The 14,492-nt window shown below is 54.0% G+C and carries 13 protein-coding genes; 1 reads left to right on the top strand and 12 read right to left on the bottom strand.

What is annotated here, in order from left to right; genetic code table 11:
- Positions 1-94: 94 nt before the first annotated feature.
- The 8 genes from E5336_RS11485 to E5336_RS11520 form a co-directional block, all read right to left on the bottom strand.
- The gene (locus E5336_RS11485) at positions 95-538 is read right to left on the bottom strand and encodes a DUF3788 domain-containing protein (RefSeq protein WP_135981242.1); all 444 of its coding nucleotides are present in this window, start codon (positions 536-538) and stop codon (positions 95-97) included.
- 67 nt (positions 539-605) lie between these two features.
- Positions 606-932 (bottom strand): thioredoxin, encoded by a 327-nt coding sequence (gene trxA / locus E5336_RS11490; protein WP_277820863.1) that lies wholly within the window; start codon positions 930-932, stop codon positions 606-608.
- An 84-nt stretch (positions 933-1,016) separates the two neighbouring features.
- Complete coding sequence (gene purF, locus E5336_RS11495; RefSeq protein ID WP_135981244.1) at positions 1,017-2,387, bottom strand: amidophosphoribosyltransferase; 1,371 nt, start codon at positions 2,385-2,387, stop codon at positions 1,017-1,019.
- Positions 2,388-2,425: 38 nt separating this feature from the next.
- The gene (locus E5336_RS11500; protein ID WP_135981245.1) at positions 2,426-2,887 is read right to left on the bottom strand and encodes a pyridoxamine 5'-phosphate oxidase family protein; all 462 of its coding nucleotides are present in this window, start codon (positions 2,885-2,887) and stop codon (positions 2,426-2,428) included.
- Positions 2,865-4,025 carry an AI-2E family transporter gene (locus E5336_RS11505; protein ID WP_135981246.1) on the bottom strand — a complete coding sequence of 387 codons (1,161 nt, stop codon included), beginning with the start codon at positions 4,023-4,025 and terminating at the stop codon, positions 2,865-2,867. Before E5336_RS11505 ends, E5336_RS11500 begins: the two co-directional genes overlap by 23 nt.
- Before the next feature lie 105 nt (positions 4,026-4,130).
- A complete protein-coding gene (locus tag E5336_RS11510) occupies positions 4,131-5,801 on the bottom strand; it encodes a formate--tetrahydrofolate ligase (RefSeq protein ID WP_135981247.1) in 1,671 nt (556 codons plus the stop codon).
- Between the two features lie 2 nt (positions 5,802-5,803).
- Positions 5,804-7,036: a phosphoribosylamine--glycine ligase gene (gene purD / locus E5336_RS11515; RefSeq protein ID WP_135981248.1), complete on the bottom strand. Its 1,233-nt coding sequence runs from the start codon at positions 7,034-7,036 to the stop codon at positions 5,804-5,806.
- A 15-nt stretch (positions 7,037-7,051) separates the two neighbouring features.
- The gene (locus tag E5336_RS11520; RefSeq protein ID WP_135981249.1) at positions 7,052-7,375 is read right to left on the bottom strand and encodes a cyclic-di-AMP receptor; all 324 of its coding nucleotides are present in this window, start codon (positions 7,373-7,375) and stop codon (positions 7,052-7,054) included.
- 151 nt (positions 7,376-7,526) lie between these two features.
- Between E5336_RS11520 and E5336_RS11525 the strand changes: the two genes are divergently transcribed.
- Positions 7,527-8,948, top strand: a complete 1,422-nt coding sequence (locus tag E5336_RS11525) for a polysaccharide deacetylase family protein (RefSeq protein WP_135981250.1) — start codon at positions 7,527-7,529, stop codon at positions 8,946-8,948.
- 94 nt (positions 8,949-9,042) lie between these two features.
- On the opposite strand, the gene E5336_RS11530 is transcribed toward E5336_RS11525, so the two are convergent.
- The 4 genes from E5336_RS11530 to uvrA form a co-directional block, all read right to left on the bottom strand.
- A complete protein-coding gene (locus E5336_RS11530; protein WP_168353662.1) occupies positions 9,043-9,534 on the bottom strand; it encodes a PocR ligand-binding domain-containing protein in 492 nt (163 codons plus the stop codon).
- 62 nt (positions 9,535-9,596) lie between these two features.
- A complete protein-coding gene (locus tag E5336_RS11535) occupies positions 9,597-10,508 on the bottom strand; it encodes an NAD(P)/FAD-dependent oxidoreductase (protein ID WP_135981252.1) in 912 nt (303 codons plus the stop codon).
- Positions 10,509-10,524: 16 nt separating this feature from the next.
- Entirely contained in the window at positions 10,525-11,484 is a 960-nt protein-coding gene (hprK, locus tag E5336_RS11540; protein WP_135981253.1) for an HPr(Ser) kinase/phosphatase, read from the bottom strand.
- Positions 11,485-11,488: 4 nt separating this feature from the next.
- Positions 11,489-14,308, bottom strand: coding sequence for an excinuclease ABC subunit UvrA (gene uvrA / locus E5336_RS11545; RefSeq protein WP_135981254.1), 2,820 nt, complete (start codon positions 14,306-14,308; stop codon positions 11,489-11,491).
- Between the last annotated feature and the right edge of the window lie 184 nt (positions 14,309-14,492).

A 14,492-nucleotide genomic window follows, 5' to 3' on the forward strand; every position in this document is an offset into this window, starting at 1 on the left:
GTAAATCCTTCATACCTTTATATACGACAAAACGAGGGAAAACCGGACATTATTTCTGAAAAAAGTTCAAAAGTTAAAAAAAAGGCTGGATACGCTATTTCTTCCCGCTTTCCGGCTTCATTTTTTTTGTATTTCGAATGTGGATCAACCGCATCACGTCCTCATATACCGCGTCCCTGGACTCGATATCCACCATCAGCCACCGCTGCCCGTTTCCTTCCCGGGTTTGTGTGTACAACGTTTGAATCCGGGGCGTCATGTTCGGCAGCAACCGCTCCACGCGTTCCTTTTCCTTTTTTCCAATGACGGCAAGCACCGTGAAATACCCGTTTCGCGGATACACCGTACAGAGCGTTTTCCCCGCCCGGATGAATTTCAAGTTCCAGCCAGGCTCCCAGCTACACGCGCTATATCGCATCGACTCCTTGCATCCATACGTTTTCGCAAGCTCGCCGCAAAAAGTTTGAAATACAGGATTGTTGATCCATCGCCCAAACGCCTCCAGCGTCGGGCATTCGTTTCGATTTTGTCGATCCATTCCCTTTCCTCCTTCCAAAAAGAGCGACGGTCGCCCGTCACTCTTCCTCTCGTTTTTTTGATGCTCTCTATGCGGCTTTTTTCTGGGCTTCGGAAATCCAGTTCAGCAGCTGTGGTTCCGGCATGTAACCCGACATCGCGGTAATCGCTTTGCCATCCTGGAAATAAATCAGCGTAGGCACGCTCATGACTTTGAACGCGGACGCGATTTCCGGGAATTTGTCGATATCGCATTTTACGATTCGAACCTGGCCTTCGAGTTTTTTGGACACTTCCTCCAAAACCGGTGTCAGCATTTTGCAAGGGCCGCACCACTCGGCGTAGAAGTCCATCACGACTTTTCCAGAGCCGACGTATTCTTTAAATTCATCTATACTTTCAACATATTTAACCATTTTCATACACCTCCGTTTGTATGTTTCATCCATCCTCATACTATACTGAAATCCTGGAAGATACTATCCATTCGCCCGTTCTTTCTACAGCTTTTCGCCATAGGAATACAAATCGGTACAGTACGAGCCATCAAAACAAGCCGTGCACAATCCAACACCGCCCGCCGCCGCTTTCAAGTCGTCAATCGACATAAAACGCAGCGAATCGGCTTCGATGGCCTCGCAAATCGCGGCCTCGTCCATCCGGGCGCCAATCAGCTCTTCCTTCGTGCTCGTGTCCACGCCGTAAAAACAAGGACTCGTGATGACCGGCGAGGCGATCCGCACATGGACTTCGCGCGCGCCCGCGTCCTTCAACAGCCGGACAATTCGCCGGGACGTCGTTCCGCGAACAATCGAGTCATCAATCATGACGACGGACTTTCCCGCCACGATTGGCCCGATCGCCGACAGCTTCATCCGTACGCCCCGATCGCGCAGCGCCTGCGTGGGCTGAATGAACGTCCGCCCTACGAACCGGTTTTTCACAAGACCGGTTTCAAACGGGATCCCCGACGCTTCCGCGTACCCGATTGCCGCCGACAACGAGGAATCCGGCACGCCAATAACAATGTCCGCCTCGACGTCGTCGCGCAACGCCAGCAGCCGGCCGGTCTCTTTGCGGAACCGGTGGACATTCAAATTCTCGATCACGCTATCCGGCCGCGCGAAATAAATGTATTCCATCGCGCACAAATGCGTTTCGCCAGCCGGCTCGTAGTCGAACCGGCGGACGATTCCATCCTTGAACTCCACCAGCTCGCCGGGCTTGACATCGGTATGCGTGTACAAGCCAAGCACCTCGAAGGCGCACGTTTCCGAGCCAATCACATAGCCATCCTGCATTTTCGCGTACGACAGCGGCCGCAGCCCTTTCTGGTCGCGAATGGCGTAAATCGCGTCCTCGCACAACACGAGAATCGAAAACGCGCCAACCAGCTTGCGCGCCGTCTTCATCACACGCTCGCGCATCGTCCCTTGCTCCTTCTGGATCATGTGCAGCACGATTTCGCTGTCGCTTGTCCCCTGAAAAATGCAGCCAGCCTCCTCCAGTTCGATTCGCAGCTCTTTTTCATTGACGATCTGCCCGTTGTGGACGATGGCTACGTCATGGACGCGGCCTCTGGCCACGATGGGCTGGATGTTGGCGTTTTCCTGTCCGCCCGCCGTGCTGTAGCGCACATGGCCGACCGCCACCTTCCCGGGCATTTGCTCGAGTTTTTCGCGGGTGAACACGTCGATTGTCAAGCCTTTGCCTTTGCGCACCTGGATCTTCGCTCCCTCGCCGACCGCGATACCGCTCGCTTCCTGCCCCCGATGCTGCAACGTATGCAGCCCGTAATACGTGATCGCGGCCGCGTTTTGGATATGGTAAGCGCCAAAGACGCCACACTCTTCATGGATTTCATCAAACATGGATCAAACTCTCTCCTTTTCCGTTTCCCATTATAGCACTACACGTTCTTTTTCGTGACGATTTCCCGCAGTTCGATGGCGTAAAAGCCAAGATGCGGGTCGTTCAGAATGTTGTCAAAGCCGATCTGTCCGGCATCGAAGCCGCAATGGGACAGCAGCGCGAACAGCGCTTTTTCCTTTTGCCGGCCCGTCACCTCGCGCACCGTGCCTTGCGCGCGCAAGCTCTCGAAGCAAGGCGCGTAGTGGTCGACGTCGATTTTATACCCGCTCAAATGGTCGATCAGCACGGAAACGTCGGGCGTCTGCCGGTACACCTCGTACTTGCGGCCCCGCTTTTCGGCGCAAAAATACAAAACGACTTCCTCTGGATTCATCGCGAAGCCATACGAAACCGGCTGAATGAAAAACCCTTTCTCGTCGTGCAGCCCCATATGCAAAATCGACCCGCGCGCCAGCTGCGACTCGATTTGCTGCCGCTTACTCGGACTTCGGCTGAACATTCGCCTTCTCCCGCGCGATTTCGGCTTGTTTGCGCTGCTCGGCCTCCCGGAAGTAAATCCGGGCGATTTTGTAGGCGCTGGCCATAATCGGAATGCCCAGGAACATGCCCGCGACTCCGGCCAGCGATCCGCCAACCACGACTGTAATCATAACGTAAATACCCGGCAGGCCCACCGAACGACCGACGACTCTTGGATAAATCACATTGCTTTCGAACTGCTGTAAAATGCACAAGTAAATAAGGAAGACGACCGACAGCCATGGATTGACGGTAAACACCATGAACATACCAATCGCGCCGCCAATGTAGGCGCCAATCATCGGAATGATATTGATAACGCCGACAAGCGTTCCAATCATCAGCGGATATGGCAGCCGCAAAATTGCCATGCCAAGCGCGCACGTCGACCCCAGAATCAGCGCTTCCAGACATTGTCCGCAAATGAACGAGCTAAACGAGCTGTAAATGATATTGAGCGCCTCCGTGATGCGCGCCGTCGTTTCCGGCTTGAACCACAATTTCGTCGCCCGATGATACAAATTCACGAACCGCTGCTTATCCAGCAAGACGTAAATCGCGAAAATGATGATAATGATCGCGTTGACGATACTGCTGACCACCGTGCCCACGACGTTGACCGCGTTGCCCAGCACACCGGAAACACCCGATCCCAAAAAGGACATCATTTTGTCGGTAATCTCGTTCCAGTTCAAATTGAGCGATTCAATGCTCGCGACGATTTCCGGATTGTTTTTAAAGAGATGGGTAAAAAACTCTTCCGCCTGCTCATAGTACTTTGGCAGCACTTTGGCCATGACTTCCCCGGCGTCGATCAGCGACGGCACGACAAGCCATACTAAACCGGCCAGCACCGCGAGCACGATCACGATCGAAACGAGCAGCGAAATGCTTCGCTTGCCTTTCTGGATCCATTTCGATTTGGAACGGCCCAGCTGTTCCTCCAGCGGCCGCATGATTAAATTGATCACGAACGCGAGCATGGCGCCGAAAACCAGACTCGAGATCGCCCCCCAGCACATTTGCACGAACGCAATCACATGGGAGAGGTTAAGAACGAAAACCACAAGCAGCGTCACCACGACGAGCAGTTTCCAATTTATTTTTTCAGAACGCATATGTTTTCTCCTTTTTTTCATTATATAAAAAGAAACTAAAAAACCGATATCGGGATGCTTAAAAGGCTCCCCACGGAGAGCCTTTGTTTGTTTCTTTCGCTTTTTTTAAAACAAGCCTACGATTCGGCCGTTCTCGTCGATGTCCATATCCAGCGCGCTTGGGTGTTTCGGCAGTCCCGGCATCGTCAGCACGTTGCCGGTGAGCGCCACGATAAAGCCCGCGCCCAGCGACGGCCGCAGCTCGCGCACCGTAATCGTGAAATCCGTCGGCCGGCCCATGACTTTGCCGTCGTCCGACAACGACATTTGCGTCTTCGCCATGCAAATCGGCAGCTTGTCCCATCCTTCCGCGGTAAACAAGCGGATCTGCTCCTGGGCCTCTTCCGTAAATTCCACACCCTTGGCGCCATATACCTTGCGGGCGATTTTTTCGATTTTCTCTTCAATCGAGTCGTCCAAATCGTACAGCGGGGCGTAGTGGTTTTCCTGCTCGCACAGCTCGACGACTTTTTGTCCGAGATCGAGCGCGCCTTCGCCGCCTTTGGCCCAAACCTGACTCAAGGAAAGCGGATGGCCGTTTTCCGCGCACCACGCTTTCAAGGCGTCGACTTCCGCCTCGGTGTCGGTCGCGAACTCGTTAATCGCCACGATGTAAGGAACGCCAAACTGCTGGATCGTGTCGATGTGCTTCGCCAGGTTTTCGCATCCCTTTCGCATCGCGTCCACGTTTTCCTCTTTCAAATCCTCGAACGCCACGCCGCCGTGCTGCTTGAGCGCGCGAATCGTCGCCACGATCACGACCGCGTCCGGATGCAGGCCGGCCAGCCGGCATTTGATATCCAGAAATTTTTCCGCGCCCAGATCCGCGCCAAATCCCGCTTCCGTCACGACGTAGTCCGCCAAACGCAGGGCGGTTTTCGTCGCGATAACCGAGTTGCAGCCGTGGGCGATGTTCGCGAACGGTCCGCCATGGATCAAAACCGGATTGTGCTCGAGTGTCTGGACAAGGTTTGGCAGGATCGCGTCTTTCATGACCATCGCCATCGCCCCTTCGATGCCTAGATCGCGCACATACACCGGTTTTCCGTCCATCGTGTATGCCACGAGCATGCTCGCGAACCGCTCTTTGAGATCCATCAAATCCTCGGCCAGGCAAAGCGCCGCCATGATTTCGCTCGCTACCGTGATGTTGAAGCCATCCTCGCGCTTAATGCCGTTCACTTTGGCGCCCCGGCCGATATCGACGCGGCGCAATTCCCGGTCGTTCATGTCCAGGCAGCGCTTGAACGTGATGCGTTCCGGGTCGATATTCAACGCGTTGCCCTGATAAATGTGATTGTCGACTATCGCCGAAACGAGGTTGTTGCATGTCGTGATGGCGTGCATGTCGCCAGTAAAATGCAAGTTGATGTCTTCCATTGGCACGACCTGCGCGTATCCTCCGCCAGCCGCGCCGCCTTTTAAACCGAACACCGGGCCAAGGCTTGGCTCGCGAAGCGCCATCATCGTCTTTTTTCCGAGCCGGTTCAGCCCGTCGCCAAGTCCGACCGTCGTCGTCGACTTTCCTTCGCCCGCCTTGGTTGGATTGATCGCCGTCACCAAAATCAGCTTGCCCTCTTTTTCGTTTTCCAGACTTTTCACAAAGTCGAACGAAAGTTTCGCCTTATACCGTCCATATGGCTCGAGCGCCTCTTCGGGAATCCCCGCTTTCGCGCCGACTTTGCCAATCGGCTCCATTACGCATTCCTGCGCGATTTCAAGATCTGTTTTCGCCATCGTTACATGTCCTTTCTTCCAATGTCGCTGCGGTAAAACAGCGCGTCGCTTTTCACTTTCGCCACGTTTGCGTACGTTTTTTCATACGCGCTCTCCAGGTCGTCGGCCAGCGACACGAGCATCAGCACGCGGCCGCCATCCGTCAGCAGGGTGCCGTCTTCCTCTTTCGTGCCCATGTGGTAGACGATGCCTTCGACTTCGTCCAGACCCTCGATGCGGACGCCTTTCGTCGACGAAGCCGGGTAGTTCGTGCTCGCCAGCACGACGCCGTGGCTGACCTGGCTGCTCCATTGCAGCGCCGGCTTCTCGCCGCGCAAAACGGACTGGATCGCCGCCAGGAAGTCGCTTTCCAGTCTGGAAAGAATGACTTCCGCTTCCGGATCGCCGAAGCGGGCGTTGAACTCGATCGTCTTGATGCCCTCGTTTGTCAGCATGAGCCCGCCATACAGGAAGCCCGTGAACGGCACGCCTTCCTCGACGAGCGCTTTGGCCATCGGTTCCATGACTTGCGTCATCGTCTGCTCCACGATGTCCGGTGTGATGCGCTTGACCGGCGAGTACGAGCCCATGCCGCCTGTGTTGGGTCCTTCGTCGTTGTCGTAGGCGCGTTTGTGATCCTGCGCGATTTCCAGCGGCACGACCAGATCGTTGTGCACGAGCGCGATCAGCGAGTATTCGAAGCCTTCCAAATATTGTTCGATGACGACTTTGTTGTCGGGAATCGCGAACGCGATCTCCAGCGCCTCCCTGGCGTCTTCCAGACGCATCGCTACCGTCACACCTTTGCCCGCTTTCAAGCCGTCTTCCTTGACAACGATCGGCGCGCCTTGTTCCTGGACATATCGCCACGCGTCGTCGAAGTTGTCAAATGTCGCGTACGCCGCGGTCGGAATGTCGTATTTCTTCATGATTTCCTTGGCGAAATCCTTGCTCGACTCCACCTGGGTGGCCGCCTGGCTCGGTCCGAAAACCGTCAGTCCCTCGGCTTCGAAGGCGTCCGCGATGCCAAGCGCCAGCGTCGCTTCCGGTCCGACAATCGTCAAGTCGATTGCGTGGTCTTTCGCGAATTGGACAAGGCCTTCGATATCATTGTCCGCGACGGGCACGCAGGTGCCCAGTTTCGCCATGCCCGGATTGCCCGGCGCCATGTACAGCGTTTCGCATTGGGGGGATAAGCTTGCGGCGCGCGCCAATGCGTGTTCGCGGCCGCCTTTGCCAACAACAAGTACGTTCATGTGTGCATCCTTTCTTTAAACTTTTTTGAACTGTTCGACGTCAAGCACGAAAATCGTCGCTCCGCCGACTTGAACTTCCATCGGCAGATTCATATACCGTCCCATATCATACCCGGCCGCGGTCGGCACCAGCTCGGTCCGCTTGCGGGAACTTTCCTCGATCAGTCCCATCGCTTCTTCGACTTGCTCGTCTTCGCAGCCAATCATCAGTGTGGTGTTTCCTGCGCGTAAAAATCCGCCCGTGGTCGCCAGCTTCGTGACCTGGAAGCCGTTTTTGTTGAGCAGGTGATTCGCTGTCGAACTGTCTTCATTCGATAAAATCGCCAATATGAGTTTCATGATCATCCTCTTTTCTTTCCTTTTTAGTATAGCAAAGATTCATCGCGCAGAAACAAAAAAATATTTTTCAAAACCGCGTTTCTCATTCCCCCTTTTTGCGAAACTCATGTATAATTGATATTAAACATTACTAATAAAGGAATAGAAAGTTATGCCGGTAAAAAGAAGAAAAAGAAAAAGACGCAAGCTGCGCCTCGGACGCGTACTGGTCGTGCTGGCGATTCCGCTGTTGGCGGTCTTGGGAATTTACGTTTTGTATTTGACGTTCAATCCAATCCAGCTCCGATCCAGAGACGTGGTCGTGGAGTACAAAGAAAAATACGATCCAAAATCAAACATCAAATTCGTGTTTCGCGGCGATCCGGAACAAGTCCAGATCAAAGGAAACATCGACACCAACAAAAAAGGCGAATACCCGATCACGTATGCGTACAACGGACGAACCGCCGACGCGCTGATCAACGTCAAGGACACGAAAGCGCCCGAGCTGGCTCTCGAGGATGTCCATGTCGACATGACGACCGAGTTCGATCCCGCGACGCTTGTGAAAAGCGCCAAGGACGCCGGAAAGATCCAGTACGCCTATAAGTACGACAAAGAGTCGATCGACGTGCGCGGCAAACACGAAGTCGAAGTCGTCGCGACCGACGAGGACGGCAACGAAACGCGCAAAACCGCGATGCTCATTCGCGAGGAAGACACGAAAGCGCCGACCTTGAAAGACAAAAAAGCGAAAATCACGATCCGGCAGGGACAGAGCGTGACGCCGGAAATGATTCAGGTCAAAGACGAGTTCGATCCAAATCCTGTCGTCACGATTTCCGAATCGTCCTACGATTCCACCGAGCCTGGCTCGTCCACGGTCGAGTTTACCGTGGAGGACCGCTCGGGCAATCGCGCGACGTACACGCAAAAGCTCGAAATCGAGGAGGATCCGGCGTATGGTAAAAAAGTCGTGTATTTGACATTCGACGACGGACCGAGCGCGAACACGGGCGAAATCCTCAAAATGCTCGACAAGTACAACGCGAAGGCGACGTTCTTTGTCACGGGCACGCATCCGGAATACAACAAATTCATCAAGCAGGCCGACAAGGCGGGCCATACGATTGGTCTGCATACGTTTTCCCACGACTACGCCGATTTGTACAGCAGCAAGGAGGCGTACTTCGACGACTTGAAAAAAGTGTCGGACATGGTCGAGGACGTGACGGGCAAAAAATCCATGGTTATCCGCTTTCCTGGCGGTTCGAGCAACATGATCTCCGCCCAGTACACGCCGGAAATCATGACCGAGCTGACAAAGGAAGTGCGCGACAAAGGCTACCAGTACTTTGACTGGAACGTGGATTCGACCGACGCGAGCGGCAACAACGTCCCGGTTTCGCAAATCGTCGCCAACGCGACCGCCAGCGACGAGCAGTACATCAACATCCTGATGCACGATACCGACGCCAAAGACACGACGGTGGAGGCTCTGGAGCAAATCATCAAGCACTATAAAGACGAAGGCTATGTGTTCCTTGGTCTGGATACCTCGTCCTATCCGGCGCACCACCAGGTCGTGAACTAGCGTCTGTTCCAAGCGATATCCGATACGGGTGTCGCTTTTTTCGCGCGCAAAAAAAAGACCGTCCGCACGGTCTTTCTCATTGGACTGGTCTGGCCTATTCTTCGCAAAGGGTTCGATAGTATTCCAGCAGCGCGCAAAGAAGCTTGACGCTGTCGTCCACTTGTTTTTCGGTCATCTCCACGATGTGTTCGTAGTTTTCCATCAAAATGTTTCTTGGCAAATTATACTTTTCCACCAAATAGTCGATCCACTGGTTTTTATCCGCCACCTGCTGCGAGCTGATGACTCCTTCGGATACGATGACGCCTTTCGCGTCTGGAAACTCGACCGGAACCGACCATTTTACGAGTCCGGCATGGCAGGAATACATTTGAATCTCGTTTTTGCTCAGCGCATTCGTATAATTTTCAAGCGTGCACGCGTCGCAATGATTGAGAGCTTTCGAACTCAGTTTCAGCGTCTTGCAAAAAAAGTTTTTCTCCTTCGCGCTGTCGACTTCGTCGACGCCCTGCACAAAATAGGATCTCAATCCGGTGATTTCATAATAGAAGTCCATCGCGTATTGAATCGCAGTCAATGAATCCATAATCCTGATCCTCCCCATCTCTATACAGTATCATTTAATCACAAACTATAAGCGCATTCAAATTATTTTTCCTTTACTTTCCTAAATACCTGCTGTGCGACGAGCGCGCCTTCGCCCACCGCCGTCACGACTTGACGAAGCTCTTTGTCCACGACGTCGCCCGCGGCGAACAAGCCGTCGACTTTTGTTTCCATCGCCCGGTCCACCAAAACGTAGCCATGCTCGTTGCACACGCCCAGATCCCGCACGCTGCCGCTGAGCGGATCCGAACCGACATACGGGAAAATCCCCGCGCAAGGAATCGTCTGCTGCTCGCCCGTCTTGACGTTTTGCAGCACGATGCCCGTCACTTTGCCATCGGACAGCACTTGAACCGGAATGTGCTCGCGGATGATTTCGATTTTATCATTCGCCTCGACTTCGCGCTGGAATTTTTCCTCGGCCCGGAACTGGTCGCGGCGAATGACGATGTACAGCTTGCGGACGAACTGCGTCAAAAAGACGGATTCCTCCAGCGCCGAGTTGCCGCCACCAATGACGACGACGTCCTTGTCTCTGAAAAACGCGCCGTCGCATACCGCGCAAAACGAAACGCCTTTTCCGACGTTTTCCTGTTCGCCCGGAATGTTGAGCATGCGCTCTTTGGTTCCTGTCGCCAGCAGCACGCAGTCCGCCTCGACACGCGAGCCATCCGCCATGTGGATCGTTTTGTCCTCGTCCACCTTGACGACGTCTCCCGCTTTGTATTCCGCGCCAAAACCAAGCGCCTGGTCGAACATGACCATCGCCAGTTCCGCGCCGCCCATTTCCTTAATGCCCGGATAGTTTTCAATATGATAGGTTTTCAGCAGTTTTCCGCCCGGTGCCCCGTTTTCGATCAGGCACGTTTTCAGGCCGCTGCGTGAAGCGTATAACGAAGCCGCCATACCCGCCGGTCCGGCGCCGATGATAGCCAAATCATAACGTTCGCTCATTGTGTGTCCCTCGTTTCTATTTGTTTTTGTTTTCCTTGAGTTCTTCATCGCGGTTGTGCGCGATTTCCGCCAGCACCCGCTCCTCGAATTCCTTCGCGGAGTCGGTTCCCTGGATCAGCAGCAAATAATTCGTGATCGCCGTTTCGATAATGGTCGACATCGGCCGGCCCGCGCTGACCGGGATCCGCATTTTCAAAATTCGAATGCCCAGGATTTCCGAATACTCTTTTTCCTCGATGCCGACGCGGTCGTAATCCGACGTGTTCCGAAACGGCTCCAGCACGATTTCCAAGTCGATGTTTGTCTGGTGGGTAATCGAAGCCACCCCGTACATTTTCTCGACGTCGATGATCCCGACGCCGCGCAGCTCCATAAAGCCCTCGATCATTGGTGTCGGCCGGCCGATCAGCTGGTTGTGGATTCGATAGCAGTCCACCCGGTCGTCCGCGACAAGCTGGTGGCCGCGCTGGATCAGCTCCAGCACGATTTCCGATTTTCCGGTTCCGGACTTGCCTGTGATCAGCACGCCGACACCATACACCCGCACGAGCTCGCCATGCAAAATGACGCTTTTCGCCAGCTTTTCGTCCAGGTAGTTCGTGACGTTGACGATCACGTGGGACGTCTTGTTTTCGGACATGCAAATCGGAAAGTTTTTCCTCTCCGCGATTTCTTTAAGAATCGACGGACACGGGTTGTGGTTCGTAATGACGATGGCTGGCGTCTTCGGCCCGGTTAAATACTCGAATGCGCGTCGCTGGGAGATCTCGTCCATTTCCGACTGGATATAGCCGATCTCCTTGTCGCCGAGGACAACGAGCCGTTTGACTTGCGTGCCCGGAAAATATCCGGCCAGCTCCAGCCCCGGACGGTTCGTATCCGCCAGCGTTACCGGCCGCTGGAGTGCCTGCGCGTTTCCGCAGACGACTTCCCACATAAATTTTTCGACGATGTCCTTCACGGTGACCCGACTCATGCGCTCACTTCCTTTCGAGTATCGGTTTCAAATAGTTTCCTGTATAGCTTTCCGCCACCTCGACGATTTGTTCCGGGGTGCCGGTCGCGATGACTTGTCCGCCTTCGACGCCGCCTTCCGGTCCGATATCAATGATGTGGTCGGCGCATTTGATGACGTCGAGATTGTGCTCAATCACAACAACTGTATCTCCATTATCCACTAGTCTTTGAAGAACCTCAATCAATTTTTTCACATCATTCGTATGAAGTCCAGTGGTCGGCTCGTCGAGGACGAACATCGTCTTTCCGGTTGCCTTCTTTTGCAGCTCCGAAGCCAGCTTGACCCGCTGCGCCTCGCCACCCGACAAAGTCGTCGCGCTTTGACCAAGCTTGATATACGACAAGCCGACGTCTTTGAGCGTTTGCAGCTTGTGCTTGATTTTCGAAACGTTCGAGAAAAAATCCACCGCTTCCTCAACCGTCATTTCCAGCACGTCCGCGATCGTTTTGTCCTTGTATTTGACTTGCAGCGTTTCCTCGTTGTAGCGCCGGCCATGACACACGTCGCATGGCACGTACACGTCGGGCAAAAAATGCATCGAAATCTTCTTGATGCCATCGCCCTGGCACGCTTCGCATCGGCCGCCTTTGACGTTGAACGAGAAGCGCCCCTTGTCGTATCCCAATAGCTTCGCCTCCCGGGTTTGCGCGAACAAATCCCGGATGTCGTCAAACACGCCGGTATACGTCGCCGGATTGGATCGAGGCGTCCTGCCAATCGGATCCTGCCCGATTTCGACAAGCTTGTCAATGTTCTCCATGCCTTTGATTTCCTTGCACTCGCCCGGCTTGATGCGCATGCGTCCAAGGGCGTGCTGCAAGCCATGCGTCAGCACTTCCGTCACGAGCGATGATTTGCCCGAGCCCGAAACGCCGGTGACGGCGACCATCATGCCCAGCGGAAAATCCACGGTCACGTTTTTTAAATTGTTTTGCGTCGCCTTCACGACGCGGATCTTTTTGCCGTTGCCTTTGCGGCGAACGTCCGGCACGTCGATTTTCTTCTTTCCGCTCAAATACTGGCCGGTCAGCGAATTCGGATCGTTCATCACTTCTTCCGGCGTTCCCGCCGCTACGATTTCGCCGCCATGGACACCGGCTCCCGGTCCGACGTCGACAATATAGTCGCTGGCGCGCATCGTGTCCTCGTCGTGTTCGACGACAATGAGCGTGTTGCCAAGATCGCGCATTTCCTTCAGCGTCGCGATGAGGCGGTCGTTGTCCCGTTGATGCAGACCGATGCTCGGCTCGTCGAGAACGTACATGACGCCGGTGAGCTTGGAGCCGATCTGGGTCGCCAGCCGGATGCGCTGAAGCTCGCCGCCCGACAACGTACCCGAAAGCCGGTCCAGCGTCAAATACGACAAGCCGACATTGTTCAAAAATTCGAGCCGCGACGTGATTTCCTTCGTAATCAAAGATGAGATCTTGCGCTCCGTGGGCGCCAGCTCGATCGTGTTCATGAAGGCGAGCGCCTCCTTGACGCTCATTTGCGTCCACTCGTAAATGTTTTTGCCGCCAATGCGCACCGCGAGCACTTTTTCATTCAAGCGGGCGCCGTGGCACGTCTCGCAAACCGTTTCCCCGATAAACGAGCCGTACCATTCCCGGTTCCACGCGGAGTTCGTTTCCAAAAAGCGGCGTTCGATCATCGGGACGACGCCTTCGATGAAGTCCTCTTTCTGGCTTGTCATGCCGGAGCGTGAATTCAACGTGAACGCGATTTTGCGGTCCGATCCGTACAACACGTAGTTCAGCTTCTTTTTCGGGATCTTGTTGATGGGGGCTTCCATGTCGATGTCGTAAAAGTCGATTAACGCCTTCATACGCTGCCATTCCAAATTTTCTGTATTGACGATGTTTTTATAGTAGACGATCCCGCCCTGTGCGATCGACTTTGTGCGATCCGGAATGAGCAAATCCAAGTCCACTTTTTGCTCAATGCCCAGGCCTTTGCACGTTGGGCAGGCTCCTAGCGGGGCGTTGAACGAAAACAGCTTTGGTTCCAGCTTCGGCACGGTAAAGCCGCAAATTTTGCAGGCGTAGTTGCTTGACAATAAAATTTCCTCTTCGCCGGCCAGCACGTCAACCATTCCCTCCGCCAGGCCGACAGCCGTTTCGATCGAATCGTAAAAACGGGAGCGGTTGTCGCCTTTCACGATTCGGTCAATGACGATGTCGATGTCGTGCTTTTTGTTTTTTTCCAGCGCGTCCAGCTCTTCAAGCAAAACGATTTCGCCATCGACGCGGGCCCGGATGTATCCTTCTTTGATCATCTTGTCGAACAAGTCCTTGAATGTGCCTTTTTTGCCGCGCACCATCGGGGCCATGACAGTGCAGCGGGTTCTATCCGGCAGCTCCATCATTTGATCGACCATTTCCGTGACTGTCGATCCAGTGATGGGCTCTCCGTGTTCCGGACAGTACGGCACGCCGATCCGGGCGTATAAAAGCCGCAAATAATCGTAAATTTCCGTAACGGTTCCGACGGTGGAACGCGGATTGTTGGATGTCGTCTTCTGGTCGATAGCGATTGCGGGCGAAAGGCCGTCGATTTGATCGACATCGGGTTTTTCGCTATTGCCTAAAAACTGGCGCGCGTACGCGGAGAGCGATTCCATATAACGGCGCTGTCCTTCGGCGTAGATCGTATCGAAAGCCAGTGAGGTTTTTCCCGAACCGGACACACCGGTCATGATCACAAGCTGATCACGCGGGATTTTCAAGTCGATGTTTTTTAAGTTGTTTTCTCTAGCTCCTTTTATTGTTATAAATTTATCCATATGATCTCCTAAATCCATTTTTTCTGTATCCTTATTTATTATACTTGATTTTAACCGGAATACAACGGTACGTCGCTGGCTACATCTTATTCCTTGCCGGCGTAAAAGAACAGTTATCCGCCAAAAACAAGCACAAAAAAACCTCGCCAGCGGCAAGGTGGTCGTTCGATCTCTCAAAACCAGA

This window comes from Dubosiella muris, assembly GCF_004793885.1.
Taxonomy (GTDB): Bacteria; Bacillota_I; Bacilli_A; order Erysipelotrichales; family Erysipelotrichaceae; genus Dubosiella; species Dubosiella muris.

Bases quoted from the DNA above. Each gene is read 5' to 3' on its own strand.
- E5336_RS11485 (WP_135981242.1), bottom strand. From the start codon at position 538: ATGGATCGACAAAATCGAAACGAATGCCCGACGCTGGAGGCGTTTGGG.
- trxA (WP_277820863.1), bottom strand. From the start codon at position 932: ATGGTTAAATATGTTGAAAGTATAGATGAATTTAAAGAATACGTCGGC.
- purF (WP_135981244.1), bottom strand. From the start codon at position 2,387: ATGTTTGATGAAATCCATGAAGAGTGTGGCGTCTTTGGCGCTTACCAT.
- E5336_RS11500 (WP_135981245.1), bottom strand. From the start codon at position 2,887: ATGTTCAGCCGAAGTCCGAGTAAGCGGCAGCAAATCGAGTCGCAGCTG.
- E5336_RS11505 (WP_135981246.1), bottom strand. From the start codon at position 4,025: ATGCGTTCTGAAAAAATAAATTGGAAACTGCTCGTCGTGGTGACGCTG.
- E5336_RS11510 (WP_135981247.1), bottom strand. From the start codon at position 5,801: ATGGCGAAAACAGATCTTGAAATCGCGCAGGAATGCGTAATGGAGCCG.
- purD (WP_135981248.1), bottom strand. From the start codon at position 7,036: ATGAACGTACTTGTTGTTGGCAAAGGCGGCCGCGAACACGCATTGGCG.
- E5336_RS11520 (WP_135981249.1), bottom strand. From the start codon at position 7,375: ATGAAACTCATATTGGCGATTTTATCGAATGAAGACAGTTCGACAGCG.
- E5336_RS11525 (WP_135981250.1), top strand. From the start codon at position 7,527: ATGCCGGTAAAAAGAAGAAAAAGAAAAAGACGCAAGCTGCGCCTCGGA.
- E5336_RS11530 (WP_168353662.1), bottom strand. From the start codon at position 9,534: ATGGATTCATTGACTGCGATTCAATACGCGATGGACTTCTATTATGAA.
- E5336_RS11535 (WP_135981252.1), bottom strand. From the start codon at position 10,508: ATGAGCGAACGTTATGATTTGGCTATCATCGGCGCCGGACCGGCGGGT.
- hprK (WP_135981253.1), bottom strand. From the start codon at position 11,484: ATGAGTCGGGTCACCGTGAAGGACATCGTCGAAAAATTTATGTGGGAA.
- uvrA (WP_135981254.1), bottom strand. From the start codon at position 14,308: ATGGATAAATTTATAACAATAAAAGGAGCTAGAGAAAACAACTTAAAA.